Below are 22335 nucleotides of genomic sequence, written 5' to 3' on the forward strand. Positions count from 1 at the left end.
GTGAACGCCTTATCCGCCCTACATGTACGCCCGTAGGCCGGATAAGTCCCCGTAGGCCGGATAAGACGCGGCAAGCGTCGCATCCGGCATTACCATCGGGCGTATTCTTTTTGAATCCCATCACAAACCCCGCATTCCCCTTTTCCCTTTTCTCCGGCGACGGCTAAATTAGAACTCATCCGACCACATAACAATTATTTTACATACTGGACAATCTTATGAGCTACCCGTCGCTGTTCGCCCCGCTTGATTTAGGCTTCACCACGTTAAAAAACCGCGTACTGATGGGGTCAATGCACACCGGGCTGGAGGAATACCCGGATGGCGCTGAGCGGCTGGCGGCGTTTTATGCCGAACGCGCCCGCCACGGCGTGGCGCTGATTGTCAGCGGCGGTATCGCACCAGATTTAACGGGCGTTGGCATGGAAGGCGGCGCAATGCTCAACGACGCCAGTCAGATCCCACACCATCGCATTATTACCGAAGCGGTACATCAGGAAGGCGGCAAAATCGCCCTGCAAATTTTGCATACCGGGCGCTACAGTTACCAGCCGCATCTGGTCGCCCCGTCCGCATTGCAGGCTCCCATCAACCGTTTCGTTCCTCATGAGTTAAGCCATGAAGAGATCCTGCAACTGATCGACGATTTCGCCCGCTGTGCGCAACTGGCGCGGGAGGCCGGATACGATGGCGTAGAAGTTATGGGTTCCGAAGGGTATTTGATCAACGAATTTCTGACTCTGCGCACCAACCAGCGTAGCGACCAGTGGGGTGGTGATTACCCTAACCGGATGCGGTTTGCCGTTGAAGTGGTACGTGCAGTGCGCGAACGCGTCGGCAACGATTTCATTATTATCTACCGTCTGTCGATGCTCGATCTGGTAGAAGGCGGCAGCACTTTTACCGAAACGGTACAACTGGCGCAGGCCATTGAAACGGCTGGCGCAACCATTATCAATACCGGCATTGGCTGGCATGAAGCGCGGATTCCGACCATCGCCACTCCCGTGCCGCGCGGCGCATTCAGTTGGGTCACGCGCAAACTGAAAGGCCATGTATCACTGCCGCTGGTGACCACCAACCGAATTAACGATCCGCAGGTTGCCGACGATATCCTCTCGCGTGGCGATGCGGACATGGTGTCGATGGCGCGACCGTTTCTGGCTGATGCCGAGCTGCTGTCAAAAGCGCAATCGGGGAGATCTGATGAGATCAACACCTGTATTGGCTGTAACCAGGCCTGTCTGGATCAGATCTTCGTCGGCAAAGTGACTTCGTGTCTGGTCAATCCTCGCGCCTGCCATGAAACCAAAATGCCAATCCTTCCTGCTATGCAGAAAAAAAATCTGGCGGTGGTCGGTGCAGGTCCGGCGGGGCTGGCGTTTGCCATTAACGCAGCAGCACGTGGACATCAGGTAACGCTGTTTGATACTCGCGGCGAGATCGGTGGGCAGTTCAACATTGCCAAACAGATCCCCGGTAAAGAGGAGTTCTACGAAACACTGCGTTACTACCGCCGGATGATCGAAGTGACGGGCGTGACGCTGAAACTCAATCACACCGTGACGGCGGATCAATTACAGGCGTTCGATGAAACGATCCTTGCCAGCGGGATCGTGCCGCGTATTCCGCCCATCGACGGGATCGATCATCCGAAAGTACTGAGTTACCTCGATGTACTGCGCGACAAAGCGCCAGTGGGCAACAAAGTCGCCATCATCGGTTGTGGCGGTATTGGTTTTGATACGGCAATGTATTTGAGTCAGCCAGGCGAATCCACCAGCCAGAATATCGCTGAATTCTGCACAGAATGGGGGATCGACAGCAGCCTGCAACAAGCTGGTGGCTTAAGTTCGCAAGGTATACAGATCCCCCGTAGCCCACGACAAATCGTAATGCTCCAACGTAAAGCCAGCAAACCAGGTCAGGGATTGGGTAAAACCACCGGTTGGATCCATCGCACCACCCTGCTCTCGCGCGGCGTGAAAATGATCCCAGGCGTAAGTTATCAGAAGATCGATGATGACGGACTGCATGTGGTGATCAACGGTGAAACGCAGGTATTCGCAGTAGATCATGTGGTGATCTGTGCAGGGCAAGAGCCAAACCGCGCACTGGCACAACCGCTCATTGATAGCGGGAAAACCGTGCATTTAATTGGCGGCTGCGATGTGGCTATGGAGCTGGACGCACGACGAGCGATAGCTCAGGGGACGCGGCTTGCGCTGGAGATTTAAATCGTTCTTTGAAGTGCCGGATGCAACGCTTGGCGCGTCTTATCCGGCCTCGGGGTAACGTGCTGAATGTAAGCCGGATAAGCGTTTACGCCGCATCCGGCAGGTAGCTCCCAACCTTATCGACGACGCCCCAGCTTCACTGCTTTCAGCACCACAAATTTATTATTCGTCGCGATAGTGGTGCAATTGCCAAAAATCTTCTTCAGTTTGTGAAAGTAATCCAGATGGCGGTTGGCAACGATATACAGCTCACCGTTGATTTTCAGGCAGCGGCGGGCGTGGTGGAACATCTCCCAGGCAACGTTATCGGTCAGCGCATGTTGCTGGTGAAACGGCGGGTTGCAGAGCACAGCATTAAAGCGAAAAGGCTCTACGCCAGAAAGTGCGTTGTTGATCATAAACTCGCAGCGATCCAGCGCTTCAGGCATGTTGGTTTCTACGTTCAATCGGCTGGAAGCAACTGCCATCGGTGATTCATCGACAAACACCACTTTCGCCTGCGGGTTTTTATCAAGCAGCGTCAGACCAATGACGCCATTACCACAGCCGAGATCGACTATCTCCCCTTCAAGATTTTCCGGCAGATGCTGCATAAAGAAACGCGCGCCAATATCCAGCCCGGTGCGGGAGAAGACATTCGCATGGTTGTGGATAGTCCAGTCGGTGCCTTCCAGTTTCCAGCTAACGGTCTGCGGTGCATCAGCCAGCGGCGGTTCATTGAAGGTACAGTTAATCAGTCGCGCTTTTTTCCATGCCAGCGTGGTGGTGGTTGGGCCGAGCACTTTTTCGAACAGTTCCAGCGTGGAAGTGTGAATGTCGCGGGCTTTAGCGCCAGCAATAATACGTGTATCCGGCGTGACCACTTTGCGCAGCGCACGCAGTTGTTGTTCCAGCAACGCCAGCGTTTTCGGCACTTTGATCAACACCACGCCCGGCTGTTGCGGGTAGTCGGCAGTGCTGTCGAGAAACTTCACGCTCGACTCATCAATCCCGTTGAGACGCAAATTCTCGCGCGTTGCCAGCTCGCTGATATACGAATCACCAATACTGTACGGTTTATGTTCCGCCAGCGCGCAGCTTAACGCACCGAAAGCATCATTCAGGATTAACACCGGGCCGCGGATTTCTGTGTCGTCCAACTGTTGCAGCAAATATTCATCCGCCGCTTCCCACGCCTGTAGCGGGTTAACGTCATCCGTCGCCGGAAAACGTTGTAGTGTCAGTGAACGGAAACCGTTGTCTAAGTGGCTCATCGGCCCTCCTGAATGATAAAATTTCGACGTTGCCCCTGAAAAGGGTGCGTGAGTATACCCTTTTTCTCTTTTTCATGGGCAGTTATGAGCAATCTTACTTATCTTCAGGGCTATCCCGAGCAGCTACTTTCCCAGGTGCGCACGCTAATTAATGAACAGCGTCTGGGTGATGTGCTGGCAAAACGCTATCCGGGAACGCACGACTACTCCACCGATAAAGCCCTCTGGCAATACACTCAGGATCTGAAAAATCAGTTTCTGCGTAATGCCCCGCCGATCAATAAAGTGATGTATGACAATAAGATCCACGTGCTGAAAAACGCGCTGGGATTACATACTGCTGTTTCCCGCGTGCAGGGCGGCAAGCTGAAAGCGAAGGCTGAAATTCGCGTTGCTACCGTGTTTCGCAACGCGCCGGAACCGTTTTTGCGCATGATCGTGGTGCATGAACTGGCGCATCTGAAAGAGAAGGAGCACAACAAAGCGTTCTACCAGTTGTGCTGTCATATGGAACCACAGTACCACCAGCTTGAGTTCGACACTCGCCTGTGGTTGACGCAACTGTCGCTTGGCCGGGGCAAAATCTGAAAATGGATTCAGGCGTTATATTTTCTCCCATTAACGCCTAAAATCGACGTCCCTCTTTCGTTAAGGATAACGACCATGCTGCGCGCATTTTTCCGCCTTCTTCGTCGCGTTTGTTTTTCCCGCCGGATTCTTAAGATTGCCTGTTTACTGTTGCTTGTAGCAGGCGCGACGGTTTTTATCAGCGATCGGGCGATGGTCAACGCCAGCCAGCAACTAACATGGAGCGATGTCAACGCAGTTCCGGTACGTAACGTGGGGTTATTGCTGGGAGCAAAGCCGGGTAATCGCTACTTTACCCGACGTATTGATAGCGCCGCAGAGTTGTACCACGCCGGAAAAGTGAAGTGGCTGTTGGTCAGTGGCGATAACGGACGAAAAAATTACGATGAAGCGTCAGGAATGCAGCGGGCGCTCATCGCTAAAGGCGTACCGGCGAAAGTCATCTTCTGCGATTATGCCGGATTCTCAACGCTTGATTCGGTGGTGCGCGCCAATAAAGTGTTTGGTGAGAACCATATCACCATTATTTCGCAAAAATTTCATAACCAACGCGCCATCTGGCTGGCAAAACAGTACGGCATCGATGCTATCGGTTTTAATGCCCCTGACCTGAATATGAAACAGGGTTTTTATACTCAACTGCGGGAAAAACTCGCTCGCGTCAGCGCGGTGATTGACGCCAAAATCCTCCATCGCCAGCCGAAATATCTCGGGCCGTCGGTCATGATTGGGCCATTTAGCGAACATGGCTGTCCGGCGCAGAAATAATGCGTATCCACGCACGCCGAAGATGAAAAAGGCGTGCTACATTGACGACAGAATCCCTTTATGGAGTAACCACGCGTTATGATACGTTTCGCCGTGATTGGCACGAACTGGATCACCCGCCAGTTCGTCGAGGCCGCCCATGAGAGCGGCAAATACAAGTTAACCGCCGTCTATTCCCGCAGCCTTGAACAGGCCCAGCACTTCGCCAATGATTTTTCTGTCGAGCATCTGTTCACTTCGCTGGAAGCGATGGCGGAAAGCGATGCCATTGACGCGGTGTATATTGCCAGCCCGAATGCCCTGCATTTTTCCCAGACGCAGCTTTTCCTCAGTCACAAAATGCATGTAATTTGCGAGAAACCGCTGGCGTCGAATCTGGCGGAAGTGGATGCCGCTATTGCCTGCGCGCGGGAAAATCAGGTGGTGCTGTTTGAAGCATTTAAAACGGCCAGCCTGCCTAACTTTCATTTGTTACGCCAGGCGCTGCCGAAAGTCGGCAAATTGCGTAAAGTCTTTTTTAACTACTGCCAGTACTCTTCGCGTTATCAACGTTATCTCGACGGCGAGAATCCCAATACCTTTAATCCGGCGTTCTCTAACGGCTCGATCATGGATATCGGCTTTTACTGCCTGGCGTCGGCAGTGGCGTTATTTGGTGAGCCGAAAAGCGTGCAGGCAACCGCCAGTTTGCTGGCAAGCGGCGTGGATGCCCACGGCGTGGTGGTGATGGATTACGGTGATTTCAGCGTTACGTTGCAGCACTCCAAAGTCAGCGATTCTGTACTGGCAAGCGAGATTCAGGGCGAAGCGGGATCACTGGTAATTGAAAAACTTTCCGAGTGCCAGAAAGTCTGTTTTGTACCGCGTGGCAGCCAGATGCAGGATCTCACCTTGCCGCAGCATATTAATACCATGCTCTACGAAGCAGAGCTGTTCGCCACTCTGGTGGATGAGCATCTGGTAGATCATCCGGGTCTGGCAGTCAGTCGTATCACCGCCAAACTGCTGACCGAGATCCGCCGCCAGACCGGGGTGATTTTTCCGGCAGATAGCGTAAAGCAATAATTGTTACCGTAAAGCAGTGTAAAAGGCATGTAACAGACCATTGACTGGATGAATGGTCTGTCATACTTTGTTACCAGCAAAGGGGAGTAACTTCATTGCCGGTCGATCGTCATTACGATGTGTGAAAAACCACATCCGGTCACCGGGCAACCCGAAAGGAATACGCAGACGTATTCCTTTTTTGTTGTAAGTGAGACCTTGCCGGAAGGCGAGGTCTATGCATAAAAAGCAGCGGCTGACGTCTTCCGACGTTGGCCGTTTTTTTATGTGTAAGGAACTTCTATGAATACTGTCGGCACGCCGTTGTTATGGGGCGGATTCGCTGTCGTTGTCGCTGTTATGCTGGCTATCGACCTGTTGTTGCAGGGGCGTCGGGGTGCGCACGCTATGACCATGAAACAGGCTGCAGCCTGGTCACTGGTTTGGGTGACGCTGTCGTTACTGTTTAACGCCGCTTTCTGGTGGTATCTGGCGCAGACACAGGGACGCGAAGTCGCGGACCCGCAGGCGCTGGCCTTCCTCACTGGTTATCTGATTGAGAAATCTCTGGCGGTTGATAACGTCTTTGTCTGGCTGATGTTGTTCAGCTATTTCTCTGTTCCGGCGGCATTACAACGCCGCGTGCTGGTGTATGGCGTGCTCGGGGCGATTGTCCTGCGTACTATCATGATCTTCACCGGTAGCTGGCTGATTTCGCAGTTCGACTGGATCCTGTATATCTTTGGCGCATTCCTGCTGTTTACTGGCGTGAAGATGGCATTGGCCCATGAAGACGAATCAGGGATTGGCGACAAGCCGCTGGTACGCTGGCTGCGAGGTCATTTGCGCATGACCGACACCATCGACAACGAGCACTTCTTTGTGCGTAAGAATGGCTTGCTGTATGCCACGCCGCTGATGCTGGTGTTGATTCTGGTGGAGTTAAGCGACGTGATTTTCGCCGTGGATAGCATTCCGGCAATCTTCGCCGTCACCACCGATCCGTTCATTGTGCTGACCTCAAACCTGTTTGCGATACTCGGCCTGCGTGCGATGTATTTCCTGCTGGCGGGCGTGGCGGAGCGTTTCTCGATGCTCAAATATGGCCTGGCGGTGATTCTGGTGTTTATTGGTATCAAGATGCTGATTGTCGATTTCTACCATATTCCGATCGCCGTCTCGCTGGGCGTGGTGTTTGGCATTCTGGTGACGACGTTTATTATCAACGCGTGGGTGAATTATCAGCATGATAAGCAGCGGGTAGAGTAATTCGCTGTATATTAAGCCATTACTGGAGATAACTCATTCCAGACAAAGATGAGCTATTAATTATGTAATCGACTTATAGCTCGTTACAAAAAGACCGCAGGGATGCGCGGCGAGGGCGTGTTTTACAGGGATGTTACCTCGCGCCCGTACCCGATAGCCGCAAGGGATAAGCTGAGGGAACCGCGCGGCGGCGATTTTGTTCGCCAGAGCCCGGGGTGCAGGGGGCAGCGGCGATTGGCCGCCCCCTGCGCGCTCCCTGCGCCAGTGACTTTATATGGCATTGCACATTAAAGGAGCGCAACCGTTCTCATACTCCAAATAGTTTTGCCCATATGTTATCTAATCAGCCTTAGTAGTCAGTCCTTCCCTCTGTTTATGTCAAATAAATGTAACAATTAAGTTGCAAAACATGACCTCTCTTTAAAATCCAGTATTTTTAGCTTCCCGAACCCACAACTTTCCTTATACTCAACCTTGCAAATACTTTGTTACATCCTGAAAGATGCGTCGACAGAACGCACCAGGGATGTGCGACAACACAACGAAAGGATCGAAAAATGACTACGCAACGTTCACCGGGGATATTCCGGCGTCTGGCTCATGGCAGCCTGGTAAAACAAATCCTAGTCGGCCTTGTTCTGGGGATTCTCCTGGCATGGATCTCAAAACCGGCGGCTGAAGCTGTCGGCCTGTTAGGCACCCTGTTCGTCGGCGCGCTGAAAGCTGTAGCGCCAATCCTGGTGCTGATGCTGGTAATGGCTTCCATCGCTAACCACCAGCACGGACAAAAAACCAATATCCGCCCTATTCTGTTTCTCTATTTGCTGGGTACTTTCTCCGCTGCACTGGCCGCAGTTGTCTTCAGCTTCGCCTTCCCTTCTACTCTGCATTTATCCAGCAGTGCGGGGGATATTACCCCCCCGTCAGGCATTATTGAGGTCATGCGCGGGTTGCTGATGAGTATGGTTTCCAACCCTATCGACGCCCTGCTAAAAGGTAATTACATCGGGATTCTGGTGTGGGCGATTGGCCTCGGTTTTGCCCTGCGTCATGGTAACGAGACCACCAAAAACCTGGTCAACGATATGTCGAATGCCGTCACCTTTATGGTGAAGCTGGTGATTCGCTTCGCGCCGATCGGTATTTTTGGCCTGGTTTCTTCTACGCTGGCAACCACAGGGTTCGACACGTTGTGGGGTTATGCGCAACTGCTCGCGGTGCTGGTTGGCTGTATGCTGTTGGTGGCGCTGGTGGTTAATCCACTGCTGGTATGGTGGAAAATTCGTCGTAATCCGTTCCCGCTGGTACTGCTGTGCCTACGTGAAAGCGGCGTGTACGCCTTCTTCACCCGTAGCTCTGCGGCGAATATTCCGGTGAATATGGCGCTGTGCGAAAAGCTGAATCTGGATCGTGATACCTATTCCGTTTCTATTCCGCTGGGAGCAACCATCAATATGGCGGGCGCGGCGATCACCATTACGGTGTTGACGCTGGCAGCGGTCAATACGCTGGGTATTCCGGTGGATCTGCCCACGGCGCTGCTGTTGAGCGTGGTTGCTTCTTTGTGTGCCTGTGGCGCATCAGGCGTAGCTGGTGGTTCTCTGCTGCTGATCCCGCTGGCCTGTAATATGTTCGGTATCCCAAACGACATCGCCATGCAGGTGGTCGCCGTCGGCTTTATTATCGGCGTATTGCAGGACTCCTGCGAAACCGCGCTGAACTCGTCAACTGACGTGCTGTTCACCGCGGCAGCATGCCAGGCAGAAGATGAGCGTCTGGCAAATAGCGCCCTGCGTAATTAATGCTTAACCCCTTTCGTCTACGGCGGAAGGGGTTTTCTCTACTTTAAACGGATCAATTCCCCTTTTCTGCATCCGCCAGAAACGAATGATATTCAGGCCATTCATCAACAGAAAACTGCCTTCAATCATCGTGCCACCAATCGACCCGGCCCAAAAGTTGTGAATCACCCAGCAACACGTTGAAAACCACATCACGCAGCGCATAGTCAGCCCTTTACAGCGAAACAGCGCCCAGGTACTGACGATCGTGCCAATAACCGGCAGCAATTCAACAGGATGATGGAACTTCGCCAGGCCAATTCCGCCAGTGAGCACAATGAAGATTGTCATCACCCATAAGCTGCGCGTGCGTAGGGTAATCAGTGTACGGATGGCGTTAAGGATGGCACTGGCACCGGCAGGATAGGTGCCCAGGAGAAAGAAATGCACGCCGATAACGGCGCTATAGACCGAAAGCTGCTTTTTGAAGCGACGTTCGTCACGGTTGAAAAATGTTGTGATACCAATCAGAAAGGCGATGACACCCACGCCCTGGGCCAGCCAATACGCGGTCATGATAAATCCTTAGCAGGTATGGAAAAGCAAACGGCGCTTCACATTATGAAACGCCGTTTTTTATTAACAACTCATTTCGATCTTATAACGTTACGCCGCTTTTAAAGATCGCCAGTTCGCGGAAGTCGTTACGCTCGTTGCAAGTTTGCTTACCGTTGGCAAACTCAACGATGGTGTCGATAAACTCTTCCAGCAACTGCGGCATCGCTTTACCGTGGATCAACTGACCCGCGTCAAAGTCGATCCAGTGTTTTTTCTTCGCCGCCAGTTCGCTGTTGGTGGCGATTTTCACTGTTGGAACAAAACCACCATACGGCGTACCGCGACCAGTACTGAACAACACCATATGGCAGCCTGCGCCCGCCAGTGCGCTGGTTGCCACAGCATCGTTACCCGGCGCGCTTAACAGGTTCAGTCCCGGCGTTTTCAGACGTTCGCCATAACGCAACACATCAACCACTTCGCTGGAACCCGCTTTCTGAGTACAACCAAGTGATTTGTCTTCCAGCGTGGTAATACCGCCTGCTTTGTTCCCCGGTGATGGGTTTTCGTAGATCGGCTGGTCATGGGCAATAAAGTACTGTTTGAAGTCGTTAACCATAGTGACCAGTTTTTCAAACGTCGCTTCATCGCGGCAATGACTCATCAGCAACTGCTCTGCACCGAACATCTCCGGCACTTCGGTCAGTACGGTAGTACCGCCATTAGCAATCACGTAGTCAGAAAAACGCCCCAGCATCGGGTTAGCGGTAATACCAGAAAGACCGTCGGAACCGCCGCACTCCAGACCAAACTTCAGTTCACTGAGTTTGCCCGGCTCGCGCTTGTCGTTGCGCATCACGTTATACAACTGATGCAGATGTTCGATCCCGGCTTCGATTTCATCGTCCTGCTGCTGGCAGATCATGAAATGAACGCGTTCAGGATCAATATCCCCCAGCGTTTCGCGAAAAGCATCAACCTGGTTGTTTTCACACCCCAGACCAATCACCAGTACTGCGCCCGCATTCGGATGGCGCACCATGTTTTGCAGCATAGTACGAGTATTGATGTGATCGTCGCCCAACTGCGAGCAGCCGTAGGTGTGGCTGAAGAGGAACACACCATCAGTCCCTTCGGCGTTGTTAGTCTCTTTCAGGAAACGATTCTGGATCTGCCGCGCGATGCCATTGACACAGCCAACGGTCGGCAAGATCCACAACTCATTACGCACCCCGACATCGCCGTTAGCGCGACGATAGATCTGTACTTCACGATCTGCCGCTTGTGCTGGCAGATCGTGAAAATCAGGTTGATAGCGATACTGATCCAGATCGCTCAGATTCGTGCGCGTATTGTGGGCGTGAACGTGTTCCCCCGCCGCAATATCCGCCAATGCATAACCAATCGGCAGACCATATTTAATGACGTTGGCTCCTTTTGCGATATCCGTTAACGCAAATTTATGTCCACGAGCGACGTCCTGACGCAGCGTAACAGTCTGGCTATCGACACTGACTTCTGTGCCTTCAGCCAGATCCGCTAAAGCGACCGCGACGTTATCCAGCGCATGGATCTTGATGTATTGCATATCAACCCCAGACCTTAGTTCAGTTCAATGGCGAAGTAGTCACGCGCATTGTTAAAGCAAATATTTTTCACCATCTCGCCCAGCAGGTTGATGTCCGCCGGTGCTTCGCCTGCTTCCACCCAGCGACCGATCATCTGGCACAGAATGCGGCGGAAGTATTCGTGACGGGTGTATGACAGGAAACTACGGCTGTCAGTCAGCATACCGACAAAGCGGCTCAGCAGACCGAGCTGCGCCAGTTGGGTCATCTGACGTTCCATACCGTCTTTCTGGTCGTTAAACCACCAGCCGGAACCGAACTGCATTTTGCCCGGCATACCTTCGCCCTGGAAGTTACCGATCATGGTGCCCAGCACTTCGTTATCGCGCGGGTTCAGGCAGTAAAGAATGGTTTTTGGCAGCAGGTTTTCTTCGTTCTGTTTGCTCAGCAGCTTAGACAGTTCTTCCGCCATCGGACGGTCGTTGATGGAGTCGAAGCCTACATCCGGCCCCAGCAGTTTGAACTGACGCAGGTTGTTATTACGCAGTGCGCCAATGTGGTACTGCTGCACCCAACCGCGACGTGCGTATTCGGCACCAAGGAACACCAGTACCGCAGTTTTAAACTGTGCCACTTCGTGCTCACTCAGAGTTTCACCAGCCAGACGGCGTGCCAGGATGCTATCCAGTTCCGCTTCGTTCGCTTCGGCAAACATCACCACATCCAGCGCGTGGTCAGACACTTTACAACCGTGAGCGGCGAAGTGATCCAGACGTTTGGTCAGGGCGGTTTGCAGATCAGCAAAGCGGCGAATGTCGGTGTCGGAAACTTCGCCCAGCTTCGCCATATAGTCGTTAAAAGTCGCCTGTTCGATGTTGAAGGCTTTATCCGGACGCCAGCTCGGCAGCACTTTAATGGTGAAAGAACCGTCTTTGGCGATCTCTGCGTGATGTTCCAGAGAATCAATCGGATCGTCGGTGGTGCCAACCATTTTCACGTTCATCTGCTGCATGATACCGCGCGCGGAGAAGTTATCCTGCGCCAGCAATTCGTTACATTCGTTCCAGATCTCATCGGCAGTCGACGGAGACAGCAGTTTACCGGTGATACCAAACGGACGGCGCAGTTCCAGATGCGTCCAGTGGTATAACGGGTTGCCGATAGTGTGTGGAACGGTCGCCGCCCACGCATCAAACTTCTCACGGTCAGAGGCATCACCTGTACACAAGCGTTCAGCCACGCCATTGGTACGCATTGCACGCCATTTGTAGTGATCACCTTTCAACCAGATGTCATACAAATTCTTAAAGCGATAATCTTCTGCGATCTGCTGCGGCGGCAAATGACAGTGGTAATCGAAAATCGGCTGGTCTTTTGCGTAGTCGTGATACAGGCGGCGGGCAAATTCAGTATCTAACAGGAAATCTTCAGTCATAAACGGAGTCATTTTCGTCTTCCTCTCAACGAGTGAGCTAGCTTGCTTATGGTGCGATGCTGACAAAGTTATCACACCAATTTCCAGAGCCAGAAGATATTTTCGTGAGTTAGATCAATAAACGTAGTTAAAAAAATTACTCTCAAAGTGGTAAACACCGCCGCAAGCCGCGCCATTTCTGGCCTCGTCATTATCCAGTAATGTCCCTACAAATATTCGCACATTTGTGATGGCTCTCACCTTTTAAAGTTGTATGACAAGTTATCTTTCTGCCGTCGCAAATCATAAGTCGACGGAATGCAAATTGCTGATTCATTCATTTGTTAGATGAATCGGGTTGACCGGTACGGAAGCCGAATTAGCACGAAACTTTCATGGCAACGTTCGGGGCGTGCCGGTTTTTTTTCGGTTACCCGGTCGTAACTAACATCTTCAGCCTCTGGCGGGATGATGGCCGCGATTCCTGCGGATATAACAAAACGATGAGGTTTTACATGCGTAAAATTAAAGGGTTACGTTGGTACATGATCGCACTGGTGACGCTCGGCACCGTGCTTGGCTACCTGACGCGTAACACTGTAGCGGCGGCTGCGCCAACTCTGATGGAAGAGTTAAACATCTCCACCCAACAGTATTCCTACATCATCGCAGCCTATTCTGCTGCTTATACGATCATGCAACCGGTAGCGGGTTATGTACTGGATGTTCTGGGTACAAAAATCGGTTACGCGATGTTTGCCGTGTTGTGGGCAGTGTTCTGTGGCGCTACCGCGCTGGCGGGTAGCTGGGGCGGCCTGGCGATTGCTCGTGGTGCAGTAGGTGCTGCTGAAGCGGCAATGATCCCGGCGGGTCTGAAAGCCAGCTCCGAATGGTTCCCGGCGAAAGAGCGTTCCATCGCAGTAGGTTACTTTAACGTTGGTTCTTCAATTGGCGCGATGATTGCACCGCCGCTGGTAGTATGGGCAATCGTAATGCATAGCTGGCAGATGGCATTTATCATCTCTGGTGCATTGAGCTTTATCTGGGCGATGGCATGGCTGATTTTCTATAAGCATCCACGCGACCAGAAGCATCTGACCGATGAAGAACGCGACTACATTATTAATGGTCAGGAAGCCCAGCACCAGGTTGGCACGGCGAAAAAACTGTCCGTTGGTCAGATCCTGCGTAACCGTCAGTTCTGGGGTATCGCACTGCCGCGCTTCCTGGCGGAACCCGCCTGGGGTACTTTCAACGCGTGGATCCCGCTGTTCATGTTTAAAGTTTACGGCTTTAACCTGAAAGAGATCGCTATGTTTGCCTGGATGCCGATGCTGTTTGCTGACCTCGGTTGCATCCTCGGTGGTTACCTGCCGCCGCTGTTCCAGCGCTGGTTTGGTGTGAACCTGATCGTGTCCCGTAAGATGGTTGTAACGCTGGGTGCGGTACTGATGATTGGCCCGGGTATGATCGGTCTGTTCACCAACCCGTATGTAGCGATTATGCTGCTGTGTATCGGTGGTTTTGCTCACCAGGCACTGTCTGGCGCGCTGATTACGCTCTCTTCTGACGTGTTCGGTCGTAACGAAGTGGCAACGGCAAACGGTCTGACCGGGATGTCCGCATGGCTGGCAAGTACGCTGTTTGCGCTGGTTGTGGGTGCACTGGCTGACACCATCGGCTTCAGCCCGCTGTTCGCGGTACTGGCAGTGTTCGACCTGTTAGGCGCGCTGGTTATCTGGACGGTATTGCAGAACAAACCAGCGATTGAGGTGGCGCAGGAAACACATAACGATCCCGCACCGCAACATTAACGCAAAGTATAAGTTTTAGTTTCCCTTCGAAGCCGCCTTTTCAGGCGGCTTTTTCATCACTGCGAGTAGAGCAAATCTCGCAAAAGTGGTATAACAAATATAGTCTGCTGTATCATGCCTGGAGCGCATATGGAAATCTCTGAACCACGCCGTTTGTACCAACAACTTGCTGCTGACCTGAAAGAGCGCATCGAGCAGGGCGTCTATCTGGTGGGTGATAAATTACCCGCCGAACGTTTTATTGCCGATGAAAAAAACGTCAGCCGCACCGTGGTTCGTGAAGCCATCATCATGCTGGAAGTAGAAGGCTATGTAGAGGTGCGTAAAGGCTCAGGTATTCATGTGGTTTCCAACCAGCCTCGCCATCAGCAAGCGGCTGACGATAATATGGAATTTGCTAATTACGGTCCGTTTGAGTTGCTCCAGGCACGCCAGCTCATCGAAAGCAATATTGCTGAGTTTGCCGCTACCCAGGTCACTAAACAGGACATCATGAAACTGATGGCCATCCAGGAGCAGGCACGCGGCGAACAATGCTTCCGCGATTCCGAGTGGGACTTGCAGTTTCATATTCAGGTAGCCCTGGCAACGCAGAACTCGGCGCTGGCAGCCATCGTTGAGAAAATGTGGACCCAGCGTAGCCATAACCCGTACTGGAAAAAACTCCACGAACACATTGATTCTCGTACCGTCGATAACTGGTGCGATGACCACGATCAAATCCTTAAAGCGCTGATTCGCAAAGATCCCCATGCCGCTAAACTGGCAATGTGGCAGCATCTGGAAAACACTAAAATTATGTTATTTAACGAAACCAGTGATGATTTCGAATTCAATGCTGACCGTTACCTGTTTGCTGAAAACCCGGTTGTACATCTGGATACGGCTGCCAATAGCAATAAATAGCCCTCTCTTCTGACAGGCGCTGCCAGGTGCCTGTGCGCTTTATCAGTAAGCGAAAAGTATAAAGTGTCAGCCTGTGTAAATCCTCTCGCCACCCTCCCCTGCAATCAGCAAAATCAGACCCCACGGACATGTAATTTTGATAACGAACAACGTTGACCTTTGTTACAATTAGATTCAATTTGAATTTATGCTATTAAATGTTTTCTTATCTCACGTTTTAACAGGGAATAGTTCAGGCCGTGTTGGTGTCCCGACCCGCAATCCATACAAAAACAGTAATAACCTGGCGGGAGTGCATCATTTAAAACCGGCGTGGCGTTAACCGATTCACCAGGAATAATGAATGGAACTTTTGACCCAATTACTGCAAGCCCTGTGGGCGCAGGATTTTGAAACGCTGGCCAATCCATCGATGATTGGCATGTTGTATTTTGTCTTGTTTGTAATTTTGTTCCTTGAAAACGGCTTGCTTCCGGCAGCCTTTTTACCGGGCGACAGCTTACTGGTGTTGGTCGGTGTATTGATTGCTAAAGGCGCGATGGGGTATCCGCAAACGATTCTGTTACTGACCGTTGCCGCCAGCCTTGGCTGCTGGGTCAGTTACATACAGGGGCGATGGCTGGGCAATACCCGCACCGTGCAAAACTGGCTTTCCCATTTACCCGCGCACTATCACCAACGCGCACATCATCTTTTTCACAAACACGGTTTATCCGCGTTGCTGATTGGCCGCTTTATTGCGTTTGTCAGAACATTACTGCCGACTATTGCCGGGTTGTCAGGGCTGAATAATGCCCGTTTTCAGTTCTTCAACTGGATGAGCGGTCTGCTGTGGGTGTTGATCCTGACAACCTTAGGATACATGCTCGGCAAAACGCCGGTATTTTTGAAGTATGAGGATCAGCTCATGTCATGCCTGATGCTGCTCCCGGTGGTACTGCTGGTGTTTGGTCTGGCAGGTTCTTTGGTTGTGTTATGGAAAAAGAAATATGGAAATCGGGGGTAAGGGATGCAAATACCTCGCATGTCGCTTCGTCAGCTAGTCTGGTCCGGCGCTGCTTTACTGCTGGTCGGCACGCTGCTGCTGGCCTGGTCCGCGGTTCGTCAGCAAGATTCAACGCTGGCGATCCGTGCCGTTCATCAAGGCACGACGATGCCAGACGGTTTTTCCATCTGGCATCACCTTGACGCTCACGGCATTCCTTTCAAAAGCATCACTCCCAAGAATGACACTCTACTGATTACATTTGATTCCAGCGACCAGAGTGCCGCCGCAAAAGCTGTTCTCGACAGAACATTGCCTCATGGCTACATCATTGCACAGCAGGACAATAATAGTCAGGCTATGCAGTGGCTGACCCGGCTGCGAGATAACTCTCATCGCTTCGGATAACTTCCTGTTATCCGAAACATATCACTCACTTTGGTGATTTCACTGTTACTGTCTATGATTAATGAGGCGGTGGTTAACACTACCGCTTCGTTGTCTGGACAATCGTTCCTCTGTAATGGGTCCGAGTCACAATGGAAGGTTCAAGAATGAAATACCGCATCGCTTTAGCTGTTTCTCTTTTTGCTCTTAGTGTCAGTAGTTATGCCACTACTCTTTGTCAGGAAAAGGAGCAAAATATCCTTAAGGAGATCAGCTATGCTGAAAAACACCAAAACCAGAATCGTATCAACGGCCTGAACAAAGCCCTTAGAGAAGTACGGGCCAATTGTTCAGATAGCCAACTGCGCGCCGATCATCAGAAGAAAATCGCAAAGCAGAGAGATGAGGTAGCGGAACGCAAACATGATTTAGCCGAGGCCAAACAAAAAGGCGATGCGGATAAGATTGCCAAACGCGAACGGAAACTGGCAGAAGCGCAGGAAGAGCTGAAAAAGCTGGAAGCGCGCGCCTACTAATCCACAATAGTCACTACTTACTCACCTGGAGAAAACTATGTCGAAAGAACACACTACGGAACATCTGCGTGCTGAGTTGAAATCCCTGTCTGATACGCTGGAAGAAGTACTAAGCGCTTCAGGAGAGAAGTCGAAAGAAGAGTTGAGTAAGATTCGCAGCAAAGCGGAGCAGGCACTGAAACAGAGCCGTTACCGTCTGGGTGAAACCGGTGATGCAATTGCCAAACAGACCCGTGAAGCGGCGGCACGTGCCGATGAATACGTGCGTGAAAATCCGTGGACAGGCGTAGGCATTGGCGCTGCCGTCGGTGTAGTGTTGGGCGTTCTACTGTCTCGTCGTTAATTATGGCGGACACTCAGCACGCGCAAGGGCCCGGTAAAAGCGTTCTGGGCATCGGGCAGCGAATTGTCACTATCATGGTTGAAATGGTGGAGACACGTCTGCGGCTGGCGGTGGTTGAACTGGAAGAAGAAAAAGCCAATATCTTTCAGTTATTACTGATGCTGGGTCTGACGATGCTTTTTGCTGCATTTGGTCTTATGAGCCTGATGGTGCTGATTATCTGGGCGATTGATCCGCAATATCGCCTGAATGCAATGATTGCCACCACCGTGGTATTGTTCCTTTTAGCGCTGATTGGCGGTATCTGGACATTACGCAAGTCGCGGAAATCGACCCTGTTGCGCCATACGCGCCATGAACTGGCGAACGATCGGCAACTGCTCGAGGAGGAGTCCCGTGAGCGGTAAAGTCGAACGTGAACGCCGCAAGGCACAGCTACTTAGCCAGATCCAGCAACAACGGCTGGATCTTTCCGCCAGTCGTCGTGACTGGCTGGAGGCAACAGGCGCTTACGATCGTCGCTGGAATATGCTGTTGAGTTTGCGCTCCTGGGCGCTGGTTGGCAGCAGCGTGATGGCTATCTGGACAATTCGCCATCCGAATATGCTGGTTCGCTGGGCCAGACGCGGTTTTGGCGTCTGGAGTGCCTGGCGTCTGGTTAAAAGTACGATTAATCAGCAGCAGCTTCGCGGTTAATTACCTCTCTGGCCGGAGTCATTCCGGCCTTATCCCTCAAATTTTTTGAAAATTTTTGACAGTTTTCCTTGCTAACAATCACCATTCACTACGTTTATGCTTCTCTCCATCGACAGCAACGACGCTAATACCGCGCTCTTGCAGAAAAAAACAATCAGCGGCCTGAGTGGCGCAGTGGAGAGTAAGATGAAAAAATTAGAAGATGTTGGTGTACTGGTAGCGCGTATTTTAATGCCAATTCTGTTTATTAGCGCAGGTTGGGGGAAAATTACCGGTTATGCAGGCACGCAACAATACATGGAAGCGATGGGTGTCCCGGGCTTTATGCTGCCGCTGGTGATCCTGCTTGAGTTCGGTGGCGGCCTGGCAATCCTGTTCGGTTTCCTGACGCGTACCACCGCACTGTTTACCGCTGGCTTTACACTGTTGACGGCATTTTTATTTCACAGCAACTTTGCCGAAGGCATGAACTCGCTAATGTTTATGAAAAATATGACTATTTCTGGTGGATACCTGCTTCTGGCGATTACCGGTCCGGGCGCATATAGCATCGACCGCCTGCTGAATAAAAAGTGGTAAGCACAGGCTATACTTAACGATAAAAAACGAGGAGGAAGCTCCTCGTTTTTGCTATTGGAGGAGAGAAAAATGGGTCAACTGATTGACGGTGTCTGGCATGACACCTGGTACGACACAAAATCCACCGGCGGTAAATTTCAACGTTCAGCTTCCGCATTTCGTAACTGGCTCACTGCCGATGGCGCGCCTGGACCGACTGGCAAAGGTGGTTTTGTCGCAGAAAAAAACCGCTACCATCTCTATGTTTCACTCGCCTGCCCGTGGGCACACCGCACGCTGATTATGCGTAAACTCAAAGGTCTGGAACCGTTCATCTCTGTTTCCGTGGTGAACCCACTGATGCTGGAAAATGGCTGGACCTTTGATGACAGTTTTCCAGGTGCAACCGGCGACACGCTCTATCAACACGAGTTTCTGTATCAGCTTTACCTTCATGCCGATCCGCACTATAGCGGTCGTGTCACCGTTCCCGTGCTGTGGGACAAAAAGAATCACACCATCGTCAGCAACGAATCAGCGGAAATCATCCGCATGTTCAATACCGCTTTTGATGCGCTGGGTGCGAAAGCTGGTGATTACTACCCGCCTGCACTGCAAACGAAAATTGACGAACTCAATGACTGGATTTACGACACCGTTAACAATGGCGTCTATAAGGCCGGTTTCGCCACCAGCCAACAGGCCTATGACGAAGCAGTAGTAAAAGTATTTGAATCACTGGCGCGCCTGGAACAGATCTTAGGGCAGCATCGCTTCCTGACAGGTAACCAGCTCACCGAAGCCGATATTCGCCTGTGGACCACATTGATCCGTTTTGATCCGGTGTATGTCACCCACTTCAAGTGCGATAAGCACCGCATCAGCGATTACCTGAACCTGTACGGCTTCCTGCGCGATATCTACCAGATGCCGGGGATTGCCGAAACTGTCAATTTCGATCATATCCGTAATCACTACTTCCGCAGCCATAAGACCATCAATCCCACCGGGATTATTTCGATTGGTCCGTGGCAGGATCTCGATGAACCACACGGGCGGGATGTTCGCTTCAGCTAAACAAAGGTACCCTTCACGATGCCTTATTAATTCATCAAGTTAATATTTACTGTAATTTCATTCATGTCTATTCTTAATTTGCTGCTTTAAAAACAAGTGATTGAGCAAAATTGAGGCAAAAATGGACTGGTATCTGAAAGTACTGAAAAATTATGTCGGTTTCCGGGGACGTGCGCGGCGCAAAGAGTACTGGATGTTTATTCTGGTCAACATCATCTTTACGTTCGTGCTGGGGCTGCTGGACAAAATGTTAGGCTGGCAACGCGCCGGTGGCGAGGGCATTCTGACGACCATCTATGGCATTCTGGTGTTTTTACCGTGGTGGGCGGTTCAGTTCCGTCGCCTGCACGACACCGACCGCTCGGCATGGTGGGTGCTACTGTTCTTAATCCCGGTTATCGGCTGGCTGATTATCATCGTGTTTAACTGCCAGGCGGGTACACCAGGTGAAAACCGGTTTGGGCCAGACCCAAAACTGGAACAAGAATAATAATTAAGCACCTTGCAAAAGGTGCTTAATGGATTATTTTGCCGTAAACAATTTAGGGATTTCTCGCAAACACCAGGATTTTGCCTCCCCCATACTGTCGCGACGCCAGGCCATAATAATATCGATTTCGCTGGTCGATTCCGGGCTGACTACACGCAACCGCCCTTCAGCAATATCTTTTTCGACCATCGGGTACGGCATGGTTGCCACGCCAAGCCCCGCCAGTAACGCCTGCCGTTTATCTTCAATGGTGCTGACCGTTAAGCGCGGCTGTTTGTCCAGCAACTGCACCGTCAATACCGGACGCTCACGGGCGGTATCTGCCACCGCGATCCCACGATATTTCACACGCGTAACCTCCGAAAGCGGCTCCGGCTCCTGATGAATCGGGTGATTCGGCGCGGCGACGTAGACATTCATTAAGGTATAGAGCTTGCGCGAGTTGATCTCCGACGAAGAACGAAAATGCATATCCGGCGCGATAACAATATCTGCCCGGCCCTGCTCCAGTCGCTCCCACGCCCCCGCCAGCACCTCGGTGATGATTGCCAGTTGGGTATTGGCTTTCGCCGCCAGTTTGTCGATTAGCGGGAAAAAGGCCGACGTCGGCACCAGCGCCTCAGTCACAATAGTGAGATGTGTTTCCCAACCGCGCGCGAGGGCTTCGGCATCAGTAGTCAGTTTATCTGCTGCCTCCAGCAGAACACGTCCCCGCTCCAGCAACATACGCCCGACATTGGTGAATTTTGTCCGATGCCCCGAGCGGTCAAACAGCACCACATCCAGCTCTTCTTCCAGTTTTTGCATGGTGTAGCTAAGCGCAGAAGGCACGCGTCCCAGCTCATCTGCTGCTGCCGCAAAACTGCCACGGCGATCAATAGCATCCATAACACGCAGTGCTTCCAGCGTTAATGCCCTTTCTTTGGCCATGTCGTTCTCATTCAGGAAATTTGAACATACCGGGCAGAATATCTGGCTAACAATGTAGCGTCCAGCCCCTTACCATAAAAGGAAGTAAAGAGAGGTCAAGAATTATGATTACTACCCGAACTGCCAGACAGTGTGGACAAGCAGACTACGGATGGTTGCAGGCCCGGTATACTTTTTCCTTTGGACACTACTTCGACCCTACATTGTTAGGCTATGCCTCCCTGCGTGTACTTAACCAGGAAGTGCTGACCCCAGGTGCCGCCTTCCAGCCGCGAACCTACCCAAAAGTCGATATTTTGAATGTGATTCTGGATGGAGAGGCAGAATACCGCGACAGTGAAGGCAATCATGTTCAAGCCAGCGCTGGTGAAGCCTTATTGCTTTCTACTCAGCCGGGCGTGAGTTATAGCGAACATAACATCAGCAAGGACAAATCGTTAACGCGGATGCAGCTTTGGTTGGACGCTTGTCCACAGCGGGAGAATCCGCTGATTCAAAAACTGGCGCTTAATATGGATAAGCAGCAATTAATCGCCTCGCCCGATGGCGCGAAGGGTAGCCTGCAACTGCGCCAGCAGGTGTGGCTGCATCATATAGTGCTCGATAAGAACGAAAGTGCGAGCTTTCAACTACACGGCCCGCGTGCCTATTTGCAATCGATTCACGGTCAGTTTCATGCGATTACGCACAACGAAGAGAAAGCGGCGCTGAGCTGCGGCGACGGGGCGTTTATTCGTGACGAGACTAACATTACGCTGGTTGCCGATTCCCCACTGCGCGCTTTGCTGATAGATTTACCCGTCTAGTTGTTTTTACAGGGAGAAGATGGTGAGTAAAAAATCGACGAAGAAACGTCAACAAGTGAAGTCCGTAGTGGCGAAAGAAGCCACCCGCGCTACTAAAAACTTTGGCTATGAAGAGATGTTGAGTGAGCTGGAAGCGATAGTCGCTGATGCTGAAACGCGGTTAGCCGAGGATGAAGCTACCGCGTAAAGACAGGTTGCCGGATGCGGCGTAAACGCCTTATCCGGCCTACAAAACCAACAAATTGCACAACCCGTAGGCCGGATAAGATGCGCCAGCATCGCATCCGGCACCGGGTACAAAACCCAACAAAACCAACAAATTGCACA

The 22335-nt window shown here is 51.7% G+C and carries 24 protein-coding genes; 19 read left to right on the top strand and 5 right to left on the bottom strand.

Annotated features, from left to right (window positions below; genetic code table 11):
- The first annotated feature begins 218 nt into the window (after window positions 1–218).
- On the top strand, window positions 219–2237 hold the full coding sequence (gene fadH / locus A1WG_RS15850) for an NADPH-dependent 2,4-dienoyl-CoA reductase (protein WP_001517131.1): 2019 nt from the start codon (window positions 219–221) through the stop codon (window positions 2235–2237).
- Window positions 2238–2353: 116 nt separating this feature from the next.
- Here the strand turns inward: fadH and rlmG are convergent, their stop codons facing one another.
- Window positions 2354–3490, bottom strand: a complete 1137-nt coding sequence (gene rlmG, locus A1WG_RS15845; protein WP_000018671.1) for a 23S rRNA (guanine(1835)-N(2))-methyltransferase RlmG — start codon at window positions 3488–3490, stop codon at window positions 2354–2356.
- An 84-nt stretch (window positions 3491–3574) separates the two neighbouring features.
- Here rlmG and A1WG_RS15840 point away from each other — a divergent pair, with 84 nt between their 5' ends.
- From A1WG_RS15840 to sstT, 5 genes are all read left to right on the top strand, one after another.
- Complete coding sequence (locus A1WG_RS15840; RefSeq protein WP_001517132.1) at window positions 3575–4078, top strand: M48 metallopeptidase family protein; 504 nt, start codon at window positions 3575–3577, stop codon at window positions 4076–4078.
- Between the two features lie 75 nt (window positions 4079–4153).
- Window positions 4154–4846, top strand: a complete 693-nt coding sequence (locus A1WG_RS15835) for a SanA/YdcF family protein (protein ID WP_000942580.1) — start codon at window positions 4154–4156, stop codon at window positions 4844–4846.
- Between the two features lie 78 nt (window positions 4847–4924).
- Complete coding sequence (locus A1WG_RS15830; protein WP_001517133.1) at window positions 4925–5911, top strand: Gfo/Idh/MocA family protein; 987 nt, start codon at window positions 4925–4927, stop codon at window positions 5909–5911.
- 282 nt (window positions 5912–6193) lie between these two features.
- Complete coding sequence (gene alx, locus A1WG_RS15825; protein WP_001098824.1) at window positions 6194–7159, top strand: TerC family membrane protein Alx; 966 nt, start codon at window positions 6194–6196, stop codon at window positions 7157–7159.
- A gap of 557 nt (window positions 7160–7716) precedes the next feature.
- Complete coding sequence (gene sstT, locus A1WG_RS15820; RefSeq protein ID WP_000211634.1) at window positions 7717–8961, top strand: serine/threonine transporter SstT; 1245 nt, start codon at window positions 7717–7719, stop codon at window positions 8959–8961.
- Window positions 8962–8964: 3 nt separating this feature from the next.
- On the opposite strand, the gene A1WG_RS15815 is transcribed toward sstT, so the two are convergent.
- From A1WG_RS15815 to uxaC, 3 genes are all read right to left on the bottom strand, one after another.
- Window positions 8965–9516 carry a YgjV family protein gene (locus A1WG_RS15815; protein WP_001517134.1) on the bottom strand — a complete coding sequence of 184 codons (552 nt, stop codon included), beginning with the start codon at window positions 9514–9516 and terminating at the stop codon, window positions 8965–8967.
- Between the two features lie 82 nt (window positions 9517–9598).
- Window positions 9599–11086 carry an altronate dehydratase gene (gene uxaA, locus A1WG_RS15810; RefSeq protein ID WP_001199399.1) on the bottom strand — a complete coding sequence of 496 codons (1488 nt, stop codon included), beginning with the start codon at window positions 11084–11086 and terminating at the stop codon, window positions 9599–9601.
- A gap of 14 nt (window positions 11087–11100) precedes the next feature.
- Complete coding sequence (uxaC, locus tag A1WG_RS15805; protein WP_000187442.1) at window positions 11101–12513, bottom strand: glucuronate isomerase; 1413 nt, start codon at window positions 12511–12513, stop codon at window positions 11101–11103.
- A gap of 482 nt (window positions 12514–12995) precedes the next feature.
- Here uxaC and exuT point away from each other — a divergent pair, with 482 nt between their 5' ends.
- The 11 genes from exuT (at window position 12996) to A1WG_RS15750 (ending at window position 20272) form a co-directional block, all read left to right on the top strand.
- Window positions 12996–14294, top strand: coding sequence for a hexuronate transporter ExuT (gene exuT, locus A1WG_RS15800; RefSeq protein WP_001517135.1), 1299 nt, complete (start codon window positions 12996–12998; stop codon window positions 14292–14294).
- A 129-nt stretch (window positions 14295–14423) separates the two neighbouring features.
- Window positions 14424–15200 carry a transcriptional regulator ExuR gene (gene exuR / locus A1WG_RS15795; RefSeq protein WP_000406032.1) on the top strand — a complete coding sequence of 259 codons (777 nt, stop codon included), beginning with the start codon at window positions 14424–14426 and terminating at the stop codon, window positions 15198–15200.
- 343 nt (window positions 15201–15543) lie between these two features.
- Window positions 15544–16206, top strand: coding sequence for a DedA family general envelope maintenance protein YqjA (gene yqjA, locus A1WG_RS15790; RefSeq protein WP_000422149.1), 663 nt, complete (start codon window positions 15544–15546; stop codon window positions 16204–16206).
- A 3-nt stretch (window positions 16207–16209) separates the two neighbouring features.
- On the top strand, window positions 16210–16593 hold the full coding sequence (gene mzrA / locus A1WG_RS15785) for an EnvZ/OmpR regulon moderator MzrA (protein ID WP_001166776.1): 384 nt from the start codon (window positions 16210–16212) through the stop codon (window positions 16591–16593).
- Window positions 16594–16739: 146 nt separating this feature from the next.
- The gene (gene yqjC, locus A1WG_RS15780) at window positions 16740–17108 is read left to right on the top strand and encodes a DUF1090 family protein YqjC (RefSeq protein ID WP_010379140.1); all 369 of its coding nucleotides are present in this window, start codon (window positions 16740–16742) and stop codon (window positions 17106–17108) included.
- Between the two features lie 37 nt (window positions 17109–17145).
- Complete coding sequence (locus A1WG_RS15775; protein ID WP_000031410.1) at window positions 17146–17451, top strand: ElaB/YgaM/YqjD family protein; 306 nt, start codon at window positions 17146–17148, stop codon at window positions 17449–17451.
- Window positions 17452–17453: 2 nt separating this feature from the next.
- Window positions 17454–17858 (top strand): phage holin family protein, encoded by a 405-nt coding sequence (locus A1WG_RS15770; protein WP_001517136.1) that lies wholly within the window; start codon window positions 17454–17456, stop codon window positions 17856–17858.
- Entirely contained in the window at window positions 17848–18147 is a 300-nt protein-coding gene (locus tag A1WG_RS15765) for a YqjK-like family protein (protein ID WP_000015590.1), read from the top strand. Before A1WG_RS15770 ends, A1WG_RS15765 begins: the two co-directional genes overlap by 11 nt.
- Window positions 18148–18333: 186 nt before the next feature.
- Window positions 18334–18726, top strand: coding sequence for a DoxX family protein (locus A1WG_RS15760; protein WP_000732229.1), 393 nt, complete (start codon window positions 18334–18336; stop codon window positions 18724–18726).
- Window positions 18727–18795: 69 nt separating this feature from the next.
- Window positions 18796–19782, top strand: a complete 987-nt coding sequence (yqjG, locus tag A1WG_RS15755) for a glutathionyl-hydroquinone reductase YqjG (RefSeq protein ID WP_001517138.1) — start codon at window positions 18796–18798, stop codon at window positions 19780–19782.
- A 121-nt stretch (window positions 19783–19903) separates the two neighbouring features.
- Entirely contained in the window at window positions 19904–20272 is a 369-nt protein-coding gene (locus tag A1WG_RS15750; protein WP_000384147.1) for a DUF805 domain-containing protein, read from the top strand.
- A gap of 33 nt (window positions 20273–20305) precedes the next feature.
- Here the strand turns inward: A1WG_RS15750 and yhaJ are convergent, their stop codons facing one another.
- Window positions 20306–21202, bottom strand: coding sequence for a DNA-binding transcriptional regulator YhaJ (gene yhaJ / locus A1WG_RS15745; protein ID WP_001041020.1), 897 nt, complete (start codon window positions 21200–21202; stop codon window positions 20306–20308).
- Between the two features lie 104 nt (window positions 21203–21306).
- Here yhaJ and A1WG_RS15740 point away from each other — a divergent pair, with 104 nt between their 5' ends.
- Both A1WG_RS15740 and yhaL read left to right on the top strand, forming a co-directional pair.
- Entirely contained in the window at window positions 21307–22008 is a 702-nt protein-coding gene (locus A1WG_RS15740) for a pirin family protein (protein WP_000633605.1), read from the top strand.
- Between the two features lie 22 nt (window positions 22009–22030).
- Window positions 22031–22195, top strand: coding sequence for a protein YhaL (gene yhaL / locus A1WG_RS15735; protein ID WP_010379152.1), 165 nt, complete (start codon window positions 22031–22033; stop codon window positions 22193–22195).
- Window positions 22196–22335: the final 140 nt, after the last annotated feature.

Source organism: Escherichia sp. KTE96 (assembly GCF_000408525.1).
GTDB classification, from domain to species: Bacteria; Pseudomonadota; Gammaproteobacteria; order Enterobacterales; family Enterobacteriaceae; genus Escherichia; species Escherichia marmotae.

What these genes read in the sequence shown, in the direction of transcription:
- fadH (WP_001517131.1), top strand. Translation starts at nt 219, where the DNA reads ATGAGCTACCCGTCGCTGTTCGCCCCGCTTGATTTAGGCTTCACCACG.
- rlmG (WP_000018671.1), bottom strand. Translation starts at nt 3,490, where the DNA reads ATGAGCCACTTAGACAACGGTTTCCGTTCACTGACACTACAACGTTTT.
- A1WG_RS15840 (WP_001517132.1), top strand. Translation starts at nt 3,575, where the DNA reads ATGAGCAATCTTACTTATCTTCAGGGCTATCCCGAGCAGCTACTTTCC.
- A1WG_RS15835 (WP_000942580.1), top strand. Translation starts at nt 4,154, where the DNA reads ATGCTGCGCGCATTTTTCCGCCTTCTTCGTCGCGTTTGTTTTTCCCGC.
- A1WG_RS15830 (WP_001517133.1), top strand. Translation starts at nt 4,925, where the DNA reads ATGATACGTTTCGCCGTGATTGGCACGAACTGGATCACCCGCCAGTTC.
- alx (WP_001098824.1), top strand. Translation starts at nt 6,194, where the DNA reads ATGAATACTGTCGGCACGCCGTTGTTATGGGGCGGATTCGCTGTCGTT.
- sstT (WP_000211634.1), top strand. Translation starts at nt 7,717, where the DNA reads ATGACTACGCAACGTTCACCGGGGATATTCCGGCGTCTGGCTCATGGC.
- A1WG_RS15815 (WP_001517134.1), bottom strand. Translation starts at nt 9,516, where the DNA reads ATGACCGCGTATTGGCTGGCCCAGGGCGTGGGTGTCATCGCCTTTCTG.
- uxaA (WP_001199399.1), bottom strand. Translation starts at nt 11,086, where the DNA reads ATGCAATACATCAAGATCCATGCGCTGGATAACGTCGCGGTCGCTTTA.
- uxaC (WP_000187442.1), bottom strand. Translation starts at nt 12,513, where the DNA reads ATGACTCCGTTTATGACTGAAGATTTCCTGTTAGATACTGAATTTGCC.
- exuT (WP_001517135.1), top strand. Translation starts at nt 12,996, where the DNA reads ATGCGTAAAATTAAAGGGTTACGTTGGTACATGATCGCACTGGTGACG.
- exuR (WP_000406032.1), top strand. Translation starts at nt 14,424, where the DNA reads ATGGAAATCTCTGAACCACGCCGTTTGTACCAACAACTTGCTGCTGAC.
- yqjA (WP_000422149.1), top strand. Translation starts at nt 15,544, where the DNA reads ATGGAACTTTTGACCCAATTACTGCAAGCCCTGTGGGCGCAGGATTTT.
- mzrA (WP_001166776.1), top strand. Translation starts at nt 16,210, where the DNA reads ATGCAAATACCTCGCATGTCGCTTCGTCAGCTAGTCTGGTCCGGCGCT.
- yqjC (WP_010379140.1), top strand. Translation starts at nt 16,740, where the DNA reads ATGAAATACCGCATCGCTTTAGCTGTTTCTCTTTTTGCTCTTAGTGTC.
- A1WG_RS15775 (WP_000031410.1), top strand. Translation starts at nt 17,146, where the DNA reads ATGTCGAAAGAACACACTACGGAACATCTGCGTGCTGAGTTGAAATCC.
- A1WG_RS15770 (WP_001517136.1), top strand. Translation starts at nt 17,454, where the DNA reads ATGGCGGACACTCAGCACGCGCAAGGGCCCGGTAAAAGCGTTCTGGGC.
- A1WG_RS15760 (WP_000732229.1), top strand. Translation starts at nt 18,334, where the DNA reads ATGAAAAAATTAGAAGATGTTGGTGTACTGGTAGCGCGTATTTTAATG.
- yqjG (WP_001517138.1), top strand. Translation starts at nt 18,796, where the DNA reads ATGGGTCAACTGATTGACGGTGTCTGGCATGACACCTGGTACGACACA.
- A1WG_RS15750 (WP_000384147.1), top strand. Translation starts at nt 19,904, where the DNA reads ATGGACTGGTATCTGAAAGTACTGAAAAATTATGTCGGTTTCCGGGGA.
- yhaJ (WP_001041020.1), bottom strand. Translation starts at nt 21,202, where the DNA reads ATGGCCAAAGAAAGGGCATTAACGCTGGAAGCACTGCGTGTTATGGAT.
- A1WG_RS15740 (WP_000633605.1), top strand. Translation starts at nt 21,307, where the DNA reads ATGATTACTACCCGAACTGCCAGACAGTGTGGACAAGCAGACTACGGA.